Consider the following 17,879-nt stretch of genomic DNA (forward strand, 5'->3'; position numbering starts at 1 on the left):
CCAAAGCCGAAAATCAACTCTTGATGCGATCGGCAGAATGGATATGGCTCATAGTTTACTCCTGTGATTGTTACTAGGATTACCAATTTTATTGCCAATACACACTTTAACAATTACCTCAATTACTAGCAATATTTTTTTATAAGAATTGCTAAACAATTCTTAATCATTAAATAATTTTCGGGAGTATCCCAAATGTTAAAAAACCCGCCTGCGATTGAAATCGCAGTCTCATAGTTCAAGACTAGTTCTGAACACAAATGTGTAGAAATTAAGTTACAGTTTCTACCCCTTTTTTCTCTGCGTCCTCTGCGTCTCTGTGGTTTAAAAGTCTTTTATTTAACCACAGAGGCACAGAGAACACAGAGTCAAGAGGTTAGAGAGGAGTCCTTGAAAGGGCTAGATTGTTATACCAAATTTAAGATTCAACTAATCCCACAGGACAAGCAACATTTGTTCCTCCTAAACCGCAATAACCACCAGGGTTTTTACCCAAGTATTGCTGATGGTAGTCTTCGGCGTAGTAAAATTCTGGCGCACTGAGGATTTCTGTAGTGATGTTACCGTAACCTGCGCTACTGAGGGCTTTTTGATACTGATCCCGCGAAGCTTCAGCTAGCTTTTTTTGTTCCTCAGAGTACACATAAATTCCAGAGCGATACTGTGTACCGACATCGTTACCTTGGCGCATTCCTTGGGTGGGATCATGGTTTTCCCAAAAGGTTTTAAGTAAATCGGTGTAACTAATCACTTTCGGATCATAAACAACCAACACTACTTCGTTGTGACCAGTCATACCGCTACAAACTTCTTTATAGGTGGGGTTGGGAGTGATACCAGCAGCATAACCAACAGCGGTAGTATAAACACCAGGAAGTTGCCAAAACTTACGTTCTGCACCCCAAAAACATCCCATCCCAAAAATTGCCATTTCCATGCGTTCTGGAAATGGAGATTGGATAGGATTACCTAGTATATAGTGACGGTTATTTACTGACATCGATTCTGCCCGTCCTGGTAAAGCTTCTTGAGGGCTAGGCAATGTTAATTTTTTACCAAATCCAAATAGCACCATTGACTTTTACTCTAATATGTGAGACTTATTTTTACTTTACTTAATATTTTCAAGATTATAACGATCGCTTGCATCATGTTATTACTACAAGTTTTCCAACAACCAACTCTAAGAAATGCGATCGCTATTAGTTTAGGAGCCATAGCAGGCGCTTTGAGCCGATACTATCTAACAGTGTGGTTTACCCAACGTTTTGGTATAAGTTTCCCCTATGGCACATTTGTGATTAATCTCAGTGGCTGCTTTTTTATGGGATTCTTCACTACCTTAACTTTGTATAAAGCAGATATTATCTCTCCAGAAGTACGTTTCTTGGTAGCAACAGGATTTTTAGGAGCTTACACAACTTTCTCAACTTATGGGCTAGATACTATTAACCTATTAAATAGTGGTAATTGGGCAAAAACGCTTTTTTATTGGGCTGGGAGTGCAATCTTGGGAATTATCAGCATCCAAGTAGGGGTGATTTTGGCTAGATTTTGGAGATAAAGTGTTTAAGTCTTGATTTGTTCTTTTTGAATAACACCAGATTCAGAGAAGAAATTATCAAGATTATTCAGTATTGGTATCAATAGCAAAAGCATCACAGCAGAAAACATATCGCCACCCCAACTATCATGTAGCCAATGGAAAGCAGCTTCGTTACTTGTACCATGAAAGTAGGTTAGTAAGGTATTGCGAATAATATTGCCGCTAATACTAATTAACATTGCTATCAAGAAAAATGAAACTGTCTTACGACAAAATGATAAATCACCTGTCCAATAAAGTAATATCAAGCCAATATAAAGAGTAGTAAATAACATTTTTAATCCTGCACAGTATGGGGCTACTTCTACTATTCTTCCTCCCACATATATATTGATATCATTGACAATGACTGTCATTCCAAACTGATTTAGAATAAAACCCGCAGTCCCAGCAATAAAACTTTGTAAAGGGAAGGTATAGGGAGAAATTAAATAGGGTAGTGGTGTTGGTGTTGCCAGAAAAACTAATAGCAAAGGAAATTTTTGTAATTTAAACCCAGGAATACCTTTTAACCATAAACACAATCCTAAAATTATAGCTGGTAAGGAAAGATTAACCCATTCGCTAATACCGCTTAGATAGAAAATTCCTCCTATTAATAATAGAACAACACCCAAGGGATGTTGATGATTTGGTAGTCTTTGCCATAGTTTACGTTTGAGCCAAGCTATATATACAGCAAAAGGTAAACCAATCATACCGTGACTAAAATATTCGTGTTCTGTACTGATATTTTTATGCAACCAACCATCAAGCCAATGTAGTAATAGAGGTGCATAAAGCAATCCTAAAATACCTAGAATTGCTAAACTCAAAAACTTCGGTAAAATTATGTTTTGTTTGGTCATTGGTCAATTGTCATTGGTCATTAGTTATTATTTATTCTTTTCATCTACCTTTTAAGTAAATAGCAAAGTTTATTTGGGAGAATTAACTGTTAAAATCTGGGATATAGCATCCGTAATTTTTTGAGTTTTGCTGTTGCTTAAACCTGGATACATGGGTAATGATAAGATTTGATTTGCTAATATTTCCGCTTGCGGGAAATCACCAATTTGATAGCCTAAATTTGAGAATCCTGGTTGTAGATGACAAGGAATTGGATAATGAATTGCTGTTTGAATTCCCATTGCTGCAAGTTGTTCTTGAATGACACATCGATCTAGGGTGCAAAATTCACAAACTCTAATCACATACAAGTGGTATACATGACCTTCACCACTCTGATTTTGAATAGGAATAATACCTTTTGTGGCGAAGGGTGCTAGTTCTGCATCGTAAATTTTGGCAATGTTAAGGCGATCGCCATTCCAATTTTTGAGGTATGGTAATTTTTGGTGCAGTACAGCAGCTTGGATGGTATCTAAGCGGCTATTGGTTCCAATTTCTGTGTGAAAATACTTGCGCGATGCACCATAATTTCGCAACTTTACCATTTTTTCAGCTACTTGTTGATCTCGCGTTAAGAGTATTCCCCCATCTCCAAATGCTCCTAAATTTTTGCTGGGATAAAAACTAAAAGCTGCTGCTATACCTACTGAACCAGCGCGATATCCTTCTCGTTCAGCTAAATGTGCTTGAGCAGCGTCTTCAAAAATGAGGATTTTGTAGGTATCAGCCAAGTCTAATAACTGTTTTGGTGATACCATTTGACCATAAAGGTGTACGGGAATTATTGCTTTTGTTTTTGATGTAATTGCTTTTGCTGCTGCTTCTAAATCAATTAAAGCTGTATGAGGATCGCAATCTACTAAAATTGGTTTTGCCCCTGTACGTAACACACCAATTAGTGTGGCGATAAAAGTATTAGCTGGTAAAATAACCTCATCGCCAGCACCGATATTACAAGCTTGTAAACCGAGAGCGATCGCATCAGTTCCAGATGCAACACCAATTCCATATTTTGTACCAGAAGCAACAGCAAAAGCTGCTTCAAAATCAGAAAGCGTTTTTCCTAAAACAAAATCTCCCTGTTCTAATACTGCTTGAATTGCTTGTTGCAATTGATTTTGAATCGGTTGGTGTTGTAAATTCAGATCTACAAAAGGGATTGTTATTGGTATATTCATTTTCACTAACACTCAAAAAATTTTTCCAAATCAAATAGTTATTTTTCTTTCTTGTTCTCCATTCTCGTTAGTGTTATGTTACCCATGTAGAATCGGATTCTAACTGAGAAGTCCGGGGATCGGAGATCCGAAATTAGGGATTTAAGGTGTCAGTTTTAAATCTGTCTTATAGATTCTTAAGAATTTATGTCATCTCGTTGAGTCAGGAATTTATAACGGTAAGTTAAGAGAATCACCAGCCCTATGTGGCATGGTAAAAAACTGTCAATCACTTGTTATTGCAGACCAGTGCAAAGTCATTCAAACCCAGAATTTAACCATAGTGTCACAGTGGATCGTAATCGCGGTTTGCAAAAAGTACTTGAGCGCCTAATTGGAACAATGGAGCGGGACGCGTTAGTTATAGAAACGACAAACCGTCTCCGAGAAACGCTTCAAGTCGATCGCGTGGTTTTGTATTACTTTTACTATCAGTGGCACGGACAAGTGACTTTTGAAGCTTTGAGTTCTGATGAATTTTCTATCTTAGGTTCAACAGGACCTGATGGTTGTTTTAATGATGAGTATGCTGCACTATATTTGGCAGGAAGGGTCAGAGCAATTCCTGACATTGAATCAGAAGCAATTGCTACTTGTCACCGAGATTTTCTGCGCCAATTGAAGGTTCGTGCAAACTTAGTTGTACCTATCTTGACTCCCAAAGGATTATGGGGACTATTAGTGGCGCATCACTGTCAAGCCCCTCGTCAGTGGTTACAATCAGATATTGAACTGATGCTAACAGAGGCGCAAATTTTGGCAACAGCACCTTGTATTCACCAGAGTTAGTCCCAATTTGACTGATCGTGTTGTCAGCTACAGTTCGATTCTTGAGAATCAGGCAAAAATTTAAATAATATTTAGTTTTACATATGCAGCTTTTCTGCACATCATGCTGCTAATTCATGAAACCTCGAATAATTGTCTGTGGTTTAGGACGCACTGGATATAAAGTTTTTCGTTTGCTGAGACAACAAGGGGCCTTAGTCATCGGCATTCATCATAAACCAGTTCCAGGCGAGAGAGCAGGAGATGTCATTGTCGGCGATCTGCACGCAGCTAGCACCCTCAAAGCAGCTGGAATTCAGCAGGCGCACACCTTGGTGATCGCTGGAGGTGACGATGCACTCAATTTACGAATTATGATGCAAGCGCGGGTACTAAATCCGCGCATTCGGATTATCAATCGCTTTTTTAACACCAGTTTAGGGGAACGCCTGGATCATGCGGTTCCAGAACATTTAACTATGAGTGTTGCGGGATTAGCAGCACCTGTATTTACTTTTGCGGCGTTGGGAAGTGAAGCAATCGGACAAATCAAGCTGTTTCAGCAAACTTGGCCAATTCACGAAGAATATATAGATGAAGATCACCCGTGGCGCGATCGCAAACTCAGCGAATTGTGGAATGATCAGACACGGATGCTGATTTACTATATGCCAGCAGAAGGCGAGGTGGATTTAGTATCTGCCGTAGTTACGGGACATAAATTAAAAGTAGGCGATCGCTTAATTGTGGGAACTCAACCCCGCGTGCGTAGCATTCGCAGATCAATGATTGCCAAACTGCTGAAAGTGTTTACCAGTTTGCGACAGTTTCAGAAACATGCTCAAGCGGTGGTAATGATGTCTTTGGTGTTGCTGGTGATTATTGCGATCGCCACACTCATCTACACTTCCACTGAAAGAACTGTTTCTATTGTTGATGCTCTTTATTTTGCTGTCGGTATGATTACGGGGGCGGGCGGTAATGATCAAGTTATCGAACAGGCTCCCACGAGTGTGAGATTATTTACCGTGTTGATGATGCTGGTAGGAGCTGCGGTAATTGGTCTTTTCTATGCTTTACTGAACGATTTTGTTTTGGGTAGTCGCTTCAAACAATTCTTAGACGCAGCCCGTATTCCCCATCGCCATCATTATATTGTCTGTGGTTTGGGAGGAATTGGAATTAAAATTGTTCAGCAACTCCACAGTAGTGGACACGAGGTTATAGTTATTGAGCGCGATACCAACAACAGATTTGTCAACACTGCGCGAGGATTGGGTATTCCCGTCATTCATGGTGATGGTAGCTTTGCCGAAATTCTCAAAGTGAGTAACTTAGAAAATGCATCTGCACTCATCGCTGTCACCAACGACGACGCCACAAACATGGAAATTGCTCTCAAAGCCAAAGCCATCACGGCCAAAGTACCAGTGATTGTCCATTACGCCGATCCAGACTTTGCCCGGATGGCACAACAGGTATTTGACTTTGAAGCTGTTCTTAGTCCCGCCGAACTCGCCGCTCCGGCTTTTGCTGCTGCTGCTTTAGGCGGACGCATCCTTGGCAATGGGATCACCGCCGATAGTCTGTGGGTAGCCTTTGCAACATTAATTACACCCTCTCATCCCTTTTGTGGGCAACGGGTGAAAGATGCAGCGATGGATGCGGACTTTGTGCCGTTATATGTGGAGACAAATAACCAAGAAATTCACGGCTGGGATTTACTGGAAATCAATCTCAGTGCTAGCGATATTTTATACTTAACAATGCCAGCAAATCGTTTGCATCAGTTGTGGCGTTATACACCTTCACAGGTGATGGCGAGTTGAAAATTTATCACCTTTCTGGTATTAGTGGAATAGATTCGTTAAATCTAATCTTTTCTACGCCTTCAATCATCTCTAAAGCAAACTCGGCGGATGTAAATGAGTTGTTTATGTTTAATTTAGCTTTAATATTTGCTGCAAATTGATTGATGTTGATCGCTCTGATAGTTACATCGTTATTTTTCCAACTTATATTGTCCATCAATATATTTATTTCTTGACCATTTAAATCTTTTAATTTTTTTGAAAACGTTTTGTTTTTACTATCAAAATCTAGTCCAAAATGTAATGTTTCTGGTTTTTGGTGAATATCAACTGTTTTTACTTCTCCTTTAAATAAGCAAATCAATACATTCGCTGAAAGGCGCTCTTTTCGCAGTAAGGGAAGTTTATTTTCATCAGAAATAGGGGAATCATTATCGATCACCTGATTGTAACCATCAATGATTAAACCAGGCCAACCTGCTACTACATCAGATCGTAGTAAAAAGCCAGTGACGATTTCATGAGGGTTAGCAGCAGGACTATTATTATTTTCTTTATGGCTACTATCATGACTATGATCTGATGAAGTTACTCGTCCAATACTGAATGCTCCATCTAATAAGCATTCTATCCATAGGGGATCGATCCAGAAAAAGCGGATGGATTCTATAGGTAACAGATTTTCATCGGGGACAAGATAATTAAAGGGAACACCTTTGAGAAGACTTAAGTTTGTAAACCAGGATGCGATCGCATCAGGTAGTTCAGTATTAGGTTGATTATTATAAAACGGTAAATGGTTTTCCGTATTTTGAATAATCTGTCCTTGTTTGTGAATGCGTTTCCAGTTGTAGAGACTGACAGAAAAACTTTTACTCTGCAAAGCTAGTAATCGTCCTAATTCCCAAGCGGAAGCATAGGAAATATCGAACATACCGTTATTGGAATTGTAGCGTACTAGCTCATCGGCTGTACGAATTGGTAAGGTGATATTATCAGTAGGATTGCTCCCGGTTGTTAAAGGACTATGATACCAGGAAAAAGTCTTGCTTCCTTCTCGTAAAAAATGCGGTAGGGGAACATAACCCATTGACAGATATTTTTCGGCTTCAGTATTATCAACTTTAGGTAATCTTAAGGTGCTAGGCTCACGGTTGAGATTTGTTAATAGTGCCTGGAAACTTTGCTTATCATCTATACAGGAAAAACTCCAACTTTTGAGACTAACTAAACGAATATTATCGTTATCTCCCGCACCTTGAAAATTAAAGCCATTATCGTTATAGCGTCCTTCTAAAGAAACAAGATGGACTGTGTTTCTCGCACTTTTTTTAGGGAGTCTGTTACAAATAATGACGGCTAGGGCTAATTCATCCTCAACTAAATTGCCTTGATTATCTGTTCCTTGACGTACATGAGCGAGATATACTAAATCTTCTTTAGTTGGTAATATTTTTGCTAATAATTGTTTCTTGACGTCAATAACCGTTACCTTGTCATCATCAAGTTGTCCACTTTCTAGGATAAAATTCGGAAATTTAGCAGCATAACTATTAATATCTTTTAAGGCTTTGAGAGTTATAATTTTGGGTTCTGTTACCTCTCCTTCTTCAAATAATAGAAGCGCTAACCAAGGGATATTGATACTATTATTATCAGCTTGACGTTCCCAAGGAAGGGTACTACGATTCAGAATAATATGGGGTAAAACTTTGGAATGTTCCCCTAAGCTATTATTAGGTGGGAATACAGCATGGATATCTGCGGGTTTTAAATTAAAGCGTTCTCCTGATACAGAAAAGGTTTTGGTGATGGTAAAAGAGTCATTGATTTGTTCGGTGCTAATTTTCTGTTGAATAGTAATTTTATAGTTACCGTCTTTTAAGGCTGGCTGATGATACTGAATAAATTCAAGTTTTGTGGGTTCGTTTGTGGTAGTTTCTGCCATTTTTTCATCCTAGAATACTAATTATTTGACTAACTCTGCAATTTTTGGTGAGATGAAGAAATCATCGGCAATTGTTTTGCTTATATCAATTTCTTCTATATTTAAATTGAGTCCTCTCAATAAATTTTCTCTAGTCGTTTTTACGGTATTGTCTACGATACTCTCACTAATTATTTGCTTGCTTGCATTATTATTTTCTTCTTCTGTTTTCTTGTCATCAAATGGAATTGATTTAAATGCTTCGATATTTCCCCATTTGTAAGCATTATTAATTAACTCAGTCGTGAATTGTAAATTTGTGCGCTCAATAGCATGGGTTTTTCCAGCTTTGTGTTGTTCTTTCGGCTTTATTTCCAACCCTGATAAGGCATTTTCAATGAATTGCGCTCCATTCAAATCAGGAGTTAACGATTCTCCCCATAGTCCAACGGGTACTTTTTTTAGTATCGGTGTGCAGGCAAATTCTTCTGCAAATTCCTCCGCCTTTATCGCTATCTCATTTCTTGTTATATTAATAATTAAATCTGAAGTTAATTTATCTGAACTTACTCCCATTGAACCGACACCGAATTTAGCATTAATTCCATCGGTTTTTATATTTGATGCAGTAGATGTCTGGGTTTCTTGATAAACAGCTTTTTTCGCCGGAATCACTGAATTAGTCACTAAGCAGAAGTTTTTGGCATTAATCACCCCTAAATCTGATTTCTTATTTTGATTGACTTTCGTCACTAATCCATCTTTCACTGCAATGCTACAAATATCATTATTGGCTGGCAGGAAGGAAGTTTTGAAGGTTGACCAATCAATCGGGGTTGGTGCTTGCGAAGCATCGCTACCAAAGCGAACATCAAACGAGATAATCCAAAGATGAATTTGGGCAAGACCGGAAAATTCTGGACCCCAGATGTGTAAATCTGCACCTAACTCTACGGTAATGTGTTGAGTACCAAAGAATTCAAAAGTGTAGGAAACTCCCATGTCTATATAAATAGAAATATCGTAGTGATACGGTTTCCATGACATGAGAAAGTCTGCGCCAGCGTTAAACCAAGCACTTAGAGAACCACTATTCCAAGTAGCTTGCAGATGTCCCCCCGCCATGATAGCGGAAGCAGTGAGGGCAAAGTAGGCATCGGCTTTGATCTGAAGTTCATCGTTAACTTGCCAGTTCAGGGTGAGGGGAGGAACTGTAGGGTAATGTTCAGGAACTTGAAAGCGGGGATGGTAGCCTCCCAAGGTAAGGACAAAATCTCCCTCATGTTCGTTAGGGGCAAACCAACTATAAAAGGCAAAGCCCCCAGTTAAGTGACAGGCTTTAGAAAGGATATAGGAGTTGGGGGTGAGTTGGGCGCTGATTCCGAGGAAACCTTCTTCTGGGAGAAAACTGGCTTTGAGTGCCAATTGTACTTCAGCAACAGGGGTTGCGCCTGCTTCTGGAGGGGCAATGAGGGTAGATAAGCCCAGGATATTGAGTTCAAAACGATTGCCAAAGGCGACGGTGAGGAGAACAAAGGAGTCAATGGTTTTAAAGGAAGTGAATTTGACTCCAACTGCAAGGAAGATTTGTCCGGTTTCGGGGGGAATATATTCTCGGAGTTTTTCTAGTTCTTGGGTGAGTTGTGTGGCTTTGTCTAAGTTGGAGTCACTGGATTGAGGAGGGCTAATCGCTTCAGCAACCAGGGGGAAGGTAGCAACTTGTTCAATGGTGGGGACTTTCAGGGCGCGGTTGTAACCGAAACCTGCGGCGAGTCCGGTGACGAAGAAGAAGGAGGGACCACCAATGGGATAGTTGAGTAGGGCGTAGATGAAGAGGGAAGGGTGTCCTTCGATGTAGCTATAGGAACCAATAGCAGAAAGGTTTAGGGCTTTGCCTTTGACATTAAATTTAATGACAGCAGCACCATCGTATTCATCGTAAGTTATGCCGTTTTTGGTAACTTGTTGTCTTAAAAATGCGCCGCCTATTTCTAAGGTGTCTCCACCTTTGTAATCGATGCCTAACCCTTTGAGGTCAAATTGGGGTTCAAATGTGGTGAGGGGAGAGTTGACAGAGAGTCCATCCAGGGAGAGGCTAAGTCCAGCGAGGGAGAAACCAGCATCTAGCAAAACCCAGATTCTTGAATCTTTGTAGTTTAAACCGATTCTTTCAAAGTGGACGGAGCCAAAGCTTTTTTGCAGTGTAAACCATTGGGTCGTATCCTGGGAAGATGGGGCATTAATGTTGGGTGTGGTTGTCTGTAGTTGACCAGTTGTTTGATTGATGGCGACGGGTAATTGCAATTGTTGGGTTTCGTTGCCCAGTTGCATTAAGGTGGCAAGGCTGAGTCTGCTGGTAATCGCTTGGTCTTGGGGTAAGCTAATTCCACCTTCAGGGTAAAGTTTGTTAAGGTTTTTAATCTCGTCTGTGGTGAAGTCTGACTTAGAAACTAAGACTTGAAATGACAATTTAATAGTTTGATTTGGCGGGAATTCTTGACCGACTAACGGGAGGTTAGAGAGGTTGATTCCACTACCAATATTTAAGCCAAAGAGAAAATTAGTTAGTGTTGGTTGTTTAGAATAGGCAAACAGGGCATCTTTCAGGCTAATTTCTAGCCCTTCGGGAATCTCATTTTGGAGATTTGGATAAATATAACCAATCAGTTCTTTAACACTGATAGTTTGTTCATCGTGGTAAGCAGCAAGGAAGGTGGTGGAGGTTTGATCTGTATCGAAAATAAGAGCAAATTTTAAGCTGCCAATGGTGATATAACCGTCAAAGTGTTTTTTATAAGAACCGTCTTGTTGTTGGATGATATTAATATTTACTGTAATATCTACTTCTTGAGTATCGATTGGAAATTTAGACTTGCAGGTAAAAGTAAAATTTTTACTATTAGTATTAAATGAAACATGAAAATTAATTATTTTCAACTCTACAAGTGCTGTTGGCAAGGTGACTTCCCCAAACAGTTGAACCAACTTTTCAATCAGTTCACCAATGGGCATTTCTTTATTATCTTCCGTGCTAGAATAAAATTCCCAGCCACCTCCAATTTCTAAATATTCAGCACTTGTATATAATTCTACTCCCGCTAACTCAAGTACCCCCCCAATTGAGCCAGTTACTCCCTCTATTTGTTTTGTGATCTGAAGGTCAAATTCTTTAAAAATGAGATTAATATCTCCAATTTTTAAAGTCCAGTTGCTCATAATTGAGGCATATAAACTGTATTTTCCTATTCCTGGCTGCGCCCCAATACTAAGAACATTAATATCAATCTCAGGAAAAGTATCAGTAACAATAAAATACTTATTTATTAAAGCTTTTAGATGAATAGGACTATTAGGAGAAAGACGACCATGAAATTCAAAATTAGGTAAGTAAGCCTCAATGTTGAAAGTTATCTCTTCAACCGTAATATGACCGTGTATAGCAACTGATCGCAAGGTTGCTGCTTTCAAATCCACCTTTAGATAGACCCCATCAATGGCGATCGCTCCCAACCCTAGTGTTTTCAAACCACTTTCAACACTTTTCTGTAAGGCCTCGCCTCCGATTAAGTCAGCTAAGGTGGCTAATCCAGGCAGTACATTACCATCAGCTGGAATGACGCCAATTTCCCAGTTATACTGTCCTTGCAGTGCTAAAGAGACTGCAAATTCTTGCTCAATTAATAGATAGGCGTGGATATTGCCACCGACTCTGGACTGAAAGCCTGCTCCAGATCTAAAAGTGTGTTCAGAAGTAAGCGTAATGCCAACTCTTTCTAAAGAGGCAAGTTTGTCAACGATTTTCCAAGAAGCATTCAGATCGGAAGTAAAGATAAAGCGAGTAGCGGCAGATCGAGAAAAGCCGAATGAAAAATCGAGTGCGGTCAGTGGCACTTGACCCGTGAACAGATCCACTTCGGTAGGTAAATCGGCTGCTAAGTAGTTATGACTGATGAAATTCGCAATTTCTATTAATCCTATAGTGTTAACTGACTGTGGTTGCTTGATCTGACACCTAATTTGATTGTTACCTTCAAGCAAGCCAGTCACGATCAAAGAGGCTCGACCTACCGTTAAAGTGCCTTCAACATTTAAGATGGTCTCAAATATCCCACCAACTTGAGTATAAATTAGACTGACTTGGTAAATATGAAGGCTTTCATTAGCGGTTCCGAGAATAAGCCAATCTTCATCAGCACCGCCCGCAATCGTCAGGATTTGAGCAGTATCGTTAATGGTCGAGCTAACATTAGATAAAACAATTTGTTGGTTAGGTAGAGTTGCCAAAAACTGGGTGAGATGTTGTGAGGCGCTGTTATCCGTTTTTAACGAGAGATTGCCATTTTGGGTTTCTTGATCAAGTCGCTGCTTGAGTGTGGTTAAAGATGTAATGCCTTCCATAATATCCTAGATGTTATTAAATATGAAGAAAGTTCTCGTTTTCAGTGACCCCGTTATTACCTCTGTATCGAAACCGAATGTTAAACAAATCAGCAGCAGGAATGGTGGCTGCTTTCAGGGCAGCATTAGCTGTATACACAGCTAATAGACCAGCAAAATTAGCTTCCATGAGAGCGTACTTAACGCCGTTGTATACGTAATTGAGAGCTCCTTCCCAGTAGGAAGCACTTGCTACAGATCCAGCAAGTGCCGCTTGTCCTGCGGGCATATTAGCAGCCATTGCCGCCCTAGTGGTTACCCTTGCTGTAGTTTCACCATCAACAACGGCCACAGTTGCAGCAATGGCAGCAGCGATCGCCGCCCCTTGAGCAACAGTCGCCCCTCCTGCAACTGCACCAAAAGCAGCAGCAACGGTATAACCTGCATCATCAGCCCCCATATTTGGGGTATTCAGGACAATACTAGCTGCAACTGCTGCTGCATAACCCGCAGCAGCAGTTGCCCCTGCTCTAGTTGCTGCATTGCTTATAGCAATAAAGTTATCATCTATAGCAGTTGCGCTATCGCGAGTCATCGCTGCTCCAATCGCAGCAGCAGCACCACGTCCCACCTGATTCACTCGGTTTCCTCGGTCTACCCTTGTAGCAGCATCGCTTACCGCCTTTGCATCGCCACCTCCATTGAGCCTGTTAAAAGCTGCTTCAATAACGCCAAGACCGCCAGCAAGGCCAACCCAGGCGGTAGCTTCCAGTGCTTGAGTTGCTGCTGCTATAGGTGCACCAACCGCAACAGCCACAGCAACGGCGGCTCCATAGACAGCTCCTTTATCCGCAATATCGTCAATTGCTGCTGGTGTCAAATTTATACCAACAGCTTGAGCAGTATGTTGAGTGGCTGCCTTCACCCCTCGAAAAATTTGTCCTTCCCTAGGTCGGAGTGATTGCTGCTCTGAGACTGTTAACTTGATATGCCCCGGAACATTTAAAGCTGGGTTGCCTGCTGTTATTGAAGCATCGCCCCCAAATCCTGTAGGTGGATTATCATCTGGATTTTGGTATCCAGTTAGATAGTAGCGGACAGGGCGTTGGGGGGGTGGCGGTGGCTGTGGCGGATGTTCTAAATCATTATTGATATCTCCGAGAACAGGCTGCTCTGGATAGCCATCAAGAATATTAACGGCACGCTGTGATGGATGGCTATACTGTCGATTGGGCTTTGAGACAGAGAGGATTGCCGCACTGGGTCGCAACTGGTTAATGAAAATTCGAGACGAAGCGGTATTCGCTCCATGATGGCTTGTCTTCATCGCTAGAATTCGCCCTGCCATGTTATTTGCATTGTTTACTCTGTCTTTTACACCTGACTGGAAAGGTGTGCCAATAGCGTTACGATTTATGTAACCATCCTCTTGAACTTGTTCAAGATCCCCAGCGACATAGTATCGAAAATTGTTAAATTCAATTAAAAGTCCAAGACTCTTAGGATTATCGTTGGGTCTAGGGTAACCATTCTCATACTTAGCAATATCAGCATCACTCATCCTAGGACCATTGAAAATGTTCAAATCCGAGACATAGCGAAGAGTGTTATCATGTTGTAAAACGTACTTATTAGCAGCAATACAGGTAATTGTTGGAGCACCAGCAGGAACCACAGAAGCAAAAGCTGGATGAGGAGCAATTCCATCACTTCCATTTCCCCACATTAGTTCTTTGTTAATCAACCAATGTGGTTGCAGAAAATTAGGATAAAGACCAGGAGGATATGGAATTGTGGCTAGATTATTAGCATCATAATCAACAAGGTCAAAGCTATTCACATTTTGTGTAGTTCGCGTTATGTGTGGCTTTGCAGCAATGGCGTCTATATATTTTGAATAGTCAACAGCAGGGATGGAATTTCCATCGCGATCTCTTTTTCTTGAGAAATATTCTCTGCGGTTAGGAGGTCGGCCGGGATCGTAAATAATTGCATTGTCATAAATATTAGTGCCTCTACGATTCAGTAAAGATATAATGCCAGCAAAGTGATCTTCATCAAAGTGAGTAACGATAATAACGTTAACTTGATTGACTCCTATCGTGTTAGTCAAGTAGGTATGAACAATATCTGCTGATCTGGCTTTTCCACCATCAATTAATACTGTTTTACGAATAATGTTATTCTCGCGAGCAACTACGACAGTTGAGTCTCCTGAAGTACCAAGATCGATGTGATGAATTTCTAAACTCCAAGGCATAGTTGTTTTCTCCTTTTTAACTAGCTTAAAACTGCTGTCGCTCTGTCAATTCATCTTGACAGTACGGTGGAAAAATCATAACCAGTTTGCAAACACAAAAATCCTCAAATTATCATCTCTTCAAGCAAGTTTTAAAACACGCCCTAATTTAAAAAGTGTGAGGATTCACCTCTTCTATTTTGCTGTTATGATCGCTCCAGTTTTATTTCACTCATTGTCTACATCTCCTTTTTGTAATCAGTGAGAATTGATTGAGCGATCGCTTTTCCGGTTCTATGTATCTATGTATCTGAATTAAGGTTGAGATAGAGTGCGATCGCTTTCCAATTTTGATTACTTCTACCCTATATAATGAAGGGTTAATTAAGAGTGGTTACTCTTGTTAAAATCACTTTTTGATAATATAGGCCAAAGTATAGTAAGGCGGACGATTTTCATGGGCCTTACCTCCACCTGATTTATCAGTTGTAAATGAATGACTATGAGGTATACCAACTTCGCCCTCGCGGTTTACCCTTGCTAAAGAGTTAGCACCTCCCAGTCCCGCCCCCAAGAGCAAATTAAATTGCTGAGTATCTGTTTTGCCTGAATGCGAATGAGAAGGAATTTGGCTTTCAGTTAAAGTAACACTTTCAGCACCTCCGGCATTGCCTATTTTTCCATAGGATGTATCGTCTTTTTTGTAACCAACTATGAATTTACCAGATAAATCAGGTGTATTGTTCTTGCCATCACATAAAGCCCAACCAGTAGGAATCTGGTCAACGCTTCCACTCCACATAATAATCATGCCGGTTACAAAAGCACCTTCACCGACAAACTTTGTCGCTGTCACCGTACCTTCTACTAAAAGACTGTTAGCATCAGCAGTTCTACTTCCCGCATAAGTATTTCCAACGACAGCACCACCTTTAACATCTAATTTGTTTTTTGGATTTGAAATACCAATACCTACGTTATTACCAATGGGATTGATCGCTAATGGCTTGCTTCCATGAGATTGAATCCAGCTATAATCTTGGTGGTATCCTAATCGCAGGTTAGATTGATCCTTTGGACCAAGAATTAAGGTAGTGCCATTAGCAGCATCTTGATTGGTATTAATAACCTGCAACTTTGCCCCTGGACTTGAAATCCCAATACCAACGTTACCATCTACTAAAAGACCATTGACAGGAGCAGTTGTAGTTCCAGCATAGGTATTTCCAATGACAGCACCACCGTTAACATCTAATTTGTTTTTTGGATTTGAAATGCCAATACCAACGTTACCATTTTGAGCAAACAAAACAGGTGATTTTTCGATGGTACAAACAAAAGTTCCATCCCAATAACCTGGAATATTTTCGTAACGCAGATAGAGATTAGTTTGACCCAACACACTAGAAAAAGACTGAATATTTAAAGTAATTTGGATAGTATGTCCTGCCGCTAATCTTGGTTCTGTTACATTTTGATGGGTTAACACCCAATAAGGAGCTGATAGTCCTTCAACTGCTACAGTTGGTACTGTCTGTGTTTCGAGATGTATATCCCAGTCTTGTTCGACTTGTCCTCCTGGCTGCCAATCTTTAACTGTAATTCCTATATTTTGCACCTGAGATTTAGTTCCCAAACCCCAATCTGTATCAACATCAAAGTAGAGAATTAACCGAGAAGGATTTGGGCTATTTTTAGGATTGAAATCAATGATTTCACCCTTTAAGACGTTATTAATTTGGAGTGTTAATGTCTGTTCTTTGCCATCATTTAAAATGCGATTAGATCCTATAAAACCTACATGAAGCGGGATATTTTTCTTGCCCCGATGGTTAATAATACTGAGAGACTTTTCCCGATAGTAGTTACTCAGGTTTTCGCCCTGATAGCTAAATTGTGGACACAGTAATTCTGCTCTGGTTGTTCTTGCACCTCCATCTGCTGCACCATTAATCTGTTGAAGGGTTAAAGTTACGGTTTGATTCGCCACTAAAGCTTGATTATTAGTTGTTAGGAAATATAGAGAAACTGTACCATCAGCTTGAGAAACAGGAGAACTCATACTCCAATTCTCTTTCTGAGCTAAAACTAATTCCTGTAAAGATGTAGGAGATAAAGTATCTGGTCTAAATCTCAATTCAAAATGATAATTATCTCTCCCTACTACTCCACTTTTTGAAGGCAAATTAATTGATTGCCCTGAATTATTGCAGATTTCAAAGACCAGTTCTTGTCCCTTTGTACCATTTTCAATAAAGATGACTGGCTCTTTATTTTCTCCCTCATACAAATTAAAATCAAGGGGATGGGTTTTGTTAAAAGAAGCGATCGCACTTAAATCATTATCCATATCCCTTTGAATATCTTCAGGGGATAAAGCTTTATTGTAGATACGAACATTGGCAATTTTGCCTGGGAAATGACCATATTGTCCACCTCCAATGGCAGCAGAAGGATAAATACTTGTTTGTTGACTGGTTAAGCCAGTCTTCATCAGTTTGCCATTGACATACAAAGATGGTTGTTTATTGGTATAGACTACTGCAATATGGCTCCAGTCGCTAGAACTCAAATTGCCATTGCCTTGCCACACTAATAAAGGCGGGAGATAGGAGTTTGCGTGTTCATAGACATTCACTCCATTCGTCCCCACAGAAATCCCTGTGCCTGCGGCTCCTTGACCATAGGTATTTGTCCCATGATTAGGATAAATAGCATACCTTTGTCCGCTTACCCCTGTTGTACCTGTTGTTGCTTGGGTAGCGTTACCGATAGTTGTGTTCGGCATTACCCACATACTCATGGTAAAGGTATTAGTTACTGTGGCAAATTTTGAAGGAGCGACCACAACCTCACCATTCACGCCATCAAAATAAAGACAACTGCCAAATGTGTCATCAGGAATAAGTCTAACTCCTCCTGTGACTGTTGCATTGTTTTGAGAATTAGAACTGTCGAGGGCTTGATTATTGACAATTTCATCTAACTTGAGATGCAGAATTAAATTATCGTTACCATTGCTCATGATTTTTACGTCTTAATT

General features: G+C 40.2%; 10 protein-coding genes. 3 read left to right on the forward strand and 7 right to left on the reverse strand.

Features of this window, described 5'->3' with window-relative positions; all coding sequences use genetic code 11:
* Window positions 1-418: 418 nt before the first annotated feature.
* Window positions 419-1,075 (reverse strand): peptide-methionine (S)-S-oxide reductase MsrA, encoded by a 657-nt coding sequence (gene msrA / locus B4U84_RS13125; protein ID WP_131118381.1) that lies wholly within the window; start codon window positions 1,073-1,075, stop codon window positions 419-421.
* A 75-nt stretch (window positions 1,076-1,150) separates the two neighbouring features.
* Here msrA and crcB point away from each other — a divergent pair, with 75 nt between their 5' ends.
* Complete coding sequence (crcB, locus tag B4U84_RS13130) at window positions 1,151-1,564, forward strand: fluoride efflux transporter CrcB (protein ID WP_131118383.1); 414 nt, start codon at window positions 1,151-1,153, stop codon at window positions 1,562-1,564.
* A gap of 5 nt (window positions 1,565-1,569) precedes the next feature.
* Here crcB and crtB read toward each other — a convergent pair whose 3' ends face one another.
* Together crtB and B4U84_RS13140 are read right to left on the reverse strand one after the other, a co-directional pair.
* Window positions 1,570-2,454: a cyanoexosortase B gene (crtB, locus tag B4U84_RS13135; protein ID WP_131118385.1), complete on the reverse strand. Its 885-nt coding sequence runs from the start codon at window positions 2,452-2,454 to the stop codon at window positions 1,570-1,572.
* Between the two features lie 69 nt (window positions 2,455-2,523).
* Complete coding sequence (locus B4U84_RS13140) at window positions 2,524-3,675, reverse strand: DegT/DnrJ/EryC1/StrS family aminotransferase (protein WP_131118387.1); 1,152 nt, start codon at window positions 3,673-3,675, stop codon at window positions 2,524-2,526.
* Window positions 3,676-3,963: 288 nt separating this feature from the next.
* On the opposite strand from B4U84_RS13140, the gene B4U84_RS13145 reads away from it, so the two are divergent.
* Together B4U84_RS13145 and B4U84_RS13150 are read left to right on the forward strand one after the other, a co-directional pair.
* Window positions 3,964-4,503: a GAF domain-containing protein gene (locus B4U84_RS13145; protein WP_131118389.1), complete on the forward strand. Its 540-nt coding sequence runs from the start codon at window positions 3,964-3,966 to the stop codon at window positions 4,501-4,503.
* Between the two features lie 116 nt (window positions 4,504-4,619).
* On the forward strand, window positions 4,620-6,311 hold the full coding sequence (locus B4U84_RS13150; RefSeq protein WP_131118391.1) for a potassium channel family protein: 1,692 nt from the start codon (window positions 4,620-4,622) through the stop codon (window positions 6,309-6,311).
* Window positions 6,312-6,318: 7 nt separating this feature from the next.
* Here the strand turns inward: B4U84_RS13150 and B4U84_RS13155 are convergent, their stop codons facing one another.
* The 4 genes from B4U84_RS13155 to B4U84_RS13170 form a co-directional block, all read right to left on the reverse strand.
* Window positions 6,319-8,241, reverse strand: coding sequence for a hypothetical protein (locus tag B4U84_RS13155; protein ID WP_131118393.1), 1,923 nt, complete (start codon window positions 8,239-8,241; stop codon window positions 6,319-6,321).
* A gap of 21 nt (window positions 8,242-8,262) precedes the next feature.
* Window positions 8,263-12,618, reverse strand: coding sequence for a DUF6603 domain-containing protein (locus tag B4U84_RS13160; protein WP_131118395.1), 4,356 nt, complete (start codon window positions 12,616-12,618; stop codon window positions 8,263-8,265).
* Between the two features lie 16 nt (window positions 12,619-12,634).
* A complete protein-coding gene (locus tag B4U84_RS13165; protein WP_131118397.1) occupies window positions 12,635-14,857 on the reverse strand; it encodes a ComEC/Rec2 family competence protein in 2,223 nt (740 codons plus the stop codon).
* A gap of 388 nt (window positions 14,858-15,245) precedes the next feature.
* The gene (locus B4U84_RS13170; RefSeq protein ID WP_131118399.1) at window positions 15,246-17,861 is read right to left on the reverse strand and encodes a LamG-like jellyroll fold domain-containing protein; all 2,616 of its coding nucleotides are present in this window, start codon (window positions 17,859-17,861) and stop codon (window positions 15,246-15,248) included.
* Between the last annotated feature and the right edge of the window lie 18 nt (window positions 17,862-17,879).

This window comes from Westiellopsis prolifica IICB1, from assembly GCF_004323185.1.
GTDB classification, from domain to species: domain Bacteria; phylum Cyanobacteriota; class Cyanobacteriia; order Cyanobacteriales; family Nostocaceae; genus Pelatocladus; species Pelatocladus prolificus_A.

Bases quoted from the DNA above. Each gene is read 5' to 3' on its own strand.
- msrA (WP_131118381.1), bottom strand. From the start codon at position 1,075: ATGGTGCTATTTGGATTTGGTAAAAAATTAACATTGCCTAGCCCTCAA.
- crcB (WP_131118383.1), top strand. From the start codon at position 1,151: ATGTTATTACTACAAGTTTTCCAACAACCAACTCTAAGAAATGCGATC.
- crtB (WP_131118385.1), bottom strand. From the start codon at position 2,454: ATGACCAAACAAAACATAATTTTACCGAAGTTTTTGAGTTTAGCAATT.
- B4U84_RS13140 (WP_131118387.1), bottom strand. From the start codon at position 3,675: ATGAATATACCAATAACAATCCCTTTTGTAGATCTGAATTTACAACAC.
- B4U84_RS13150 (WP_131118391.1), top strand. From the start codon at position 4,620: ATGAAACCTCGAATAATTGTCTGTGGTTTAGGACGCACTGGATATAAA.
- B4U84_RS13155 (WP_131118393.1), bottom strand. From the start codon at position 8,241: ATGGCAGAAACTACCACAAACGAACCCACAAAACTTGAATTTATTCAG.
- B4U84_RS13160 (WP_131118395.1), bottom strand. From the start codon at position 12,618: ATGGAAGGCATTACATCTTTAACCACACTCAAGCAGCGACTTGATCAA.
- B4U84_RS13165 (WP_131118397.1), bottom strand. From the start codon at position 14,857: ATGCCTTGGAGTTTAGAAATTCATCACATCGATCTTGGTACTTCAGGA.
- B4U84_RS13170 (WP_131118399.1), bottom strand. From the start codon at position 17,861: ATGAGCAATGGTAACGATAATTTAATTCTGCATCTCAAGTTAGATGAA.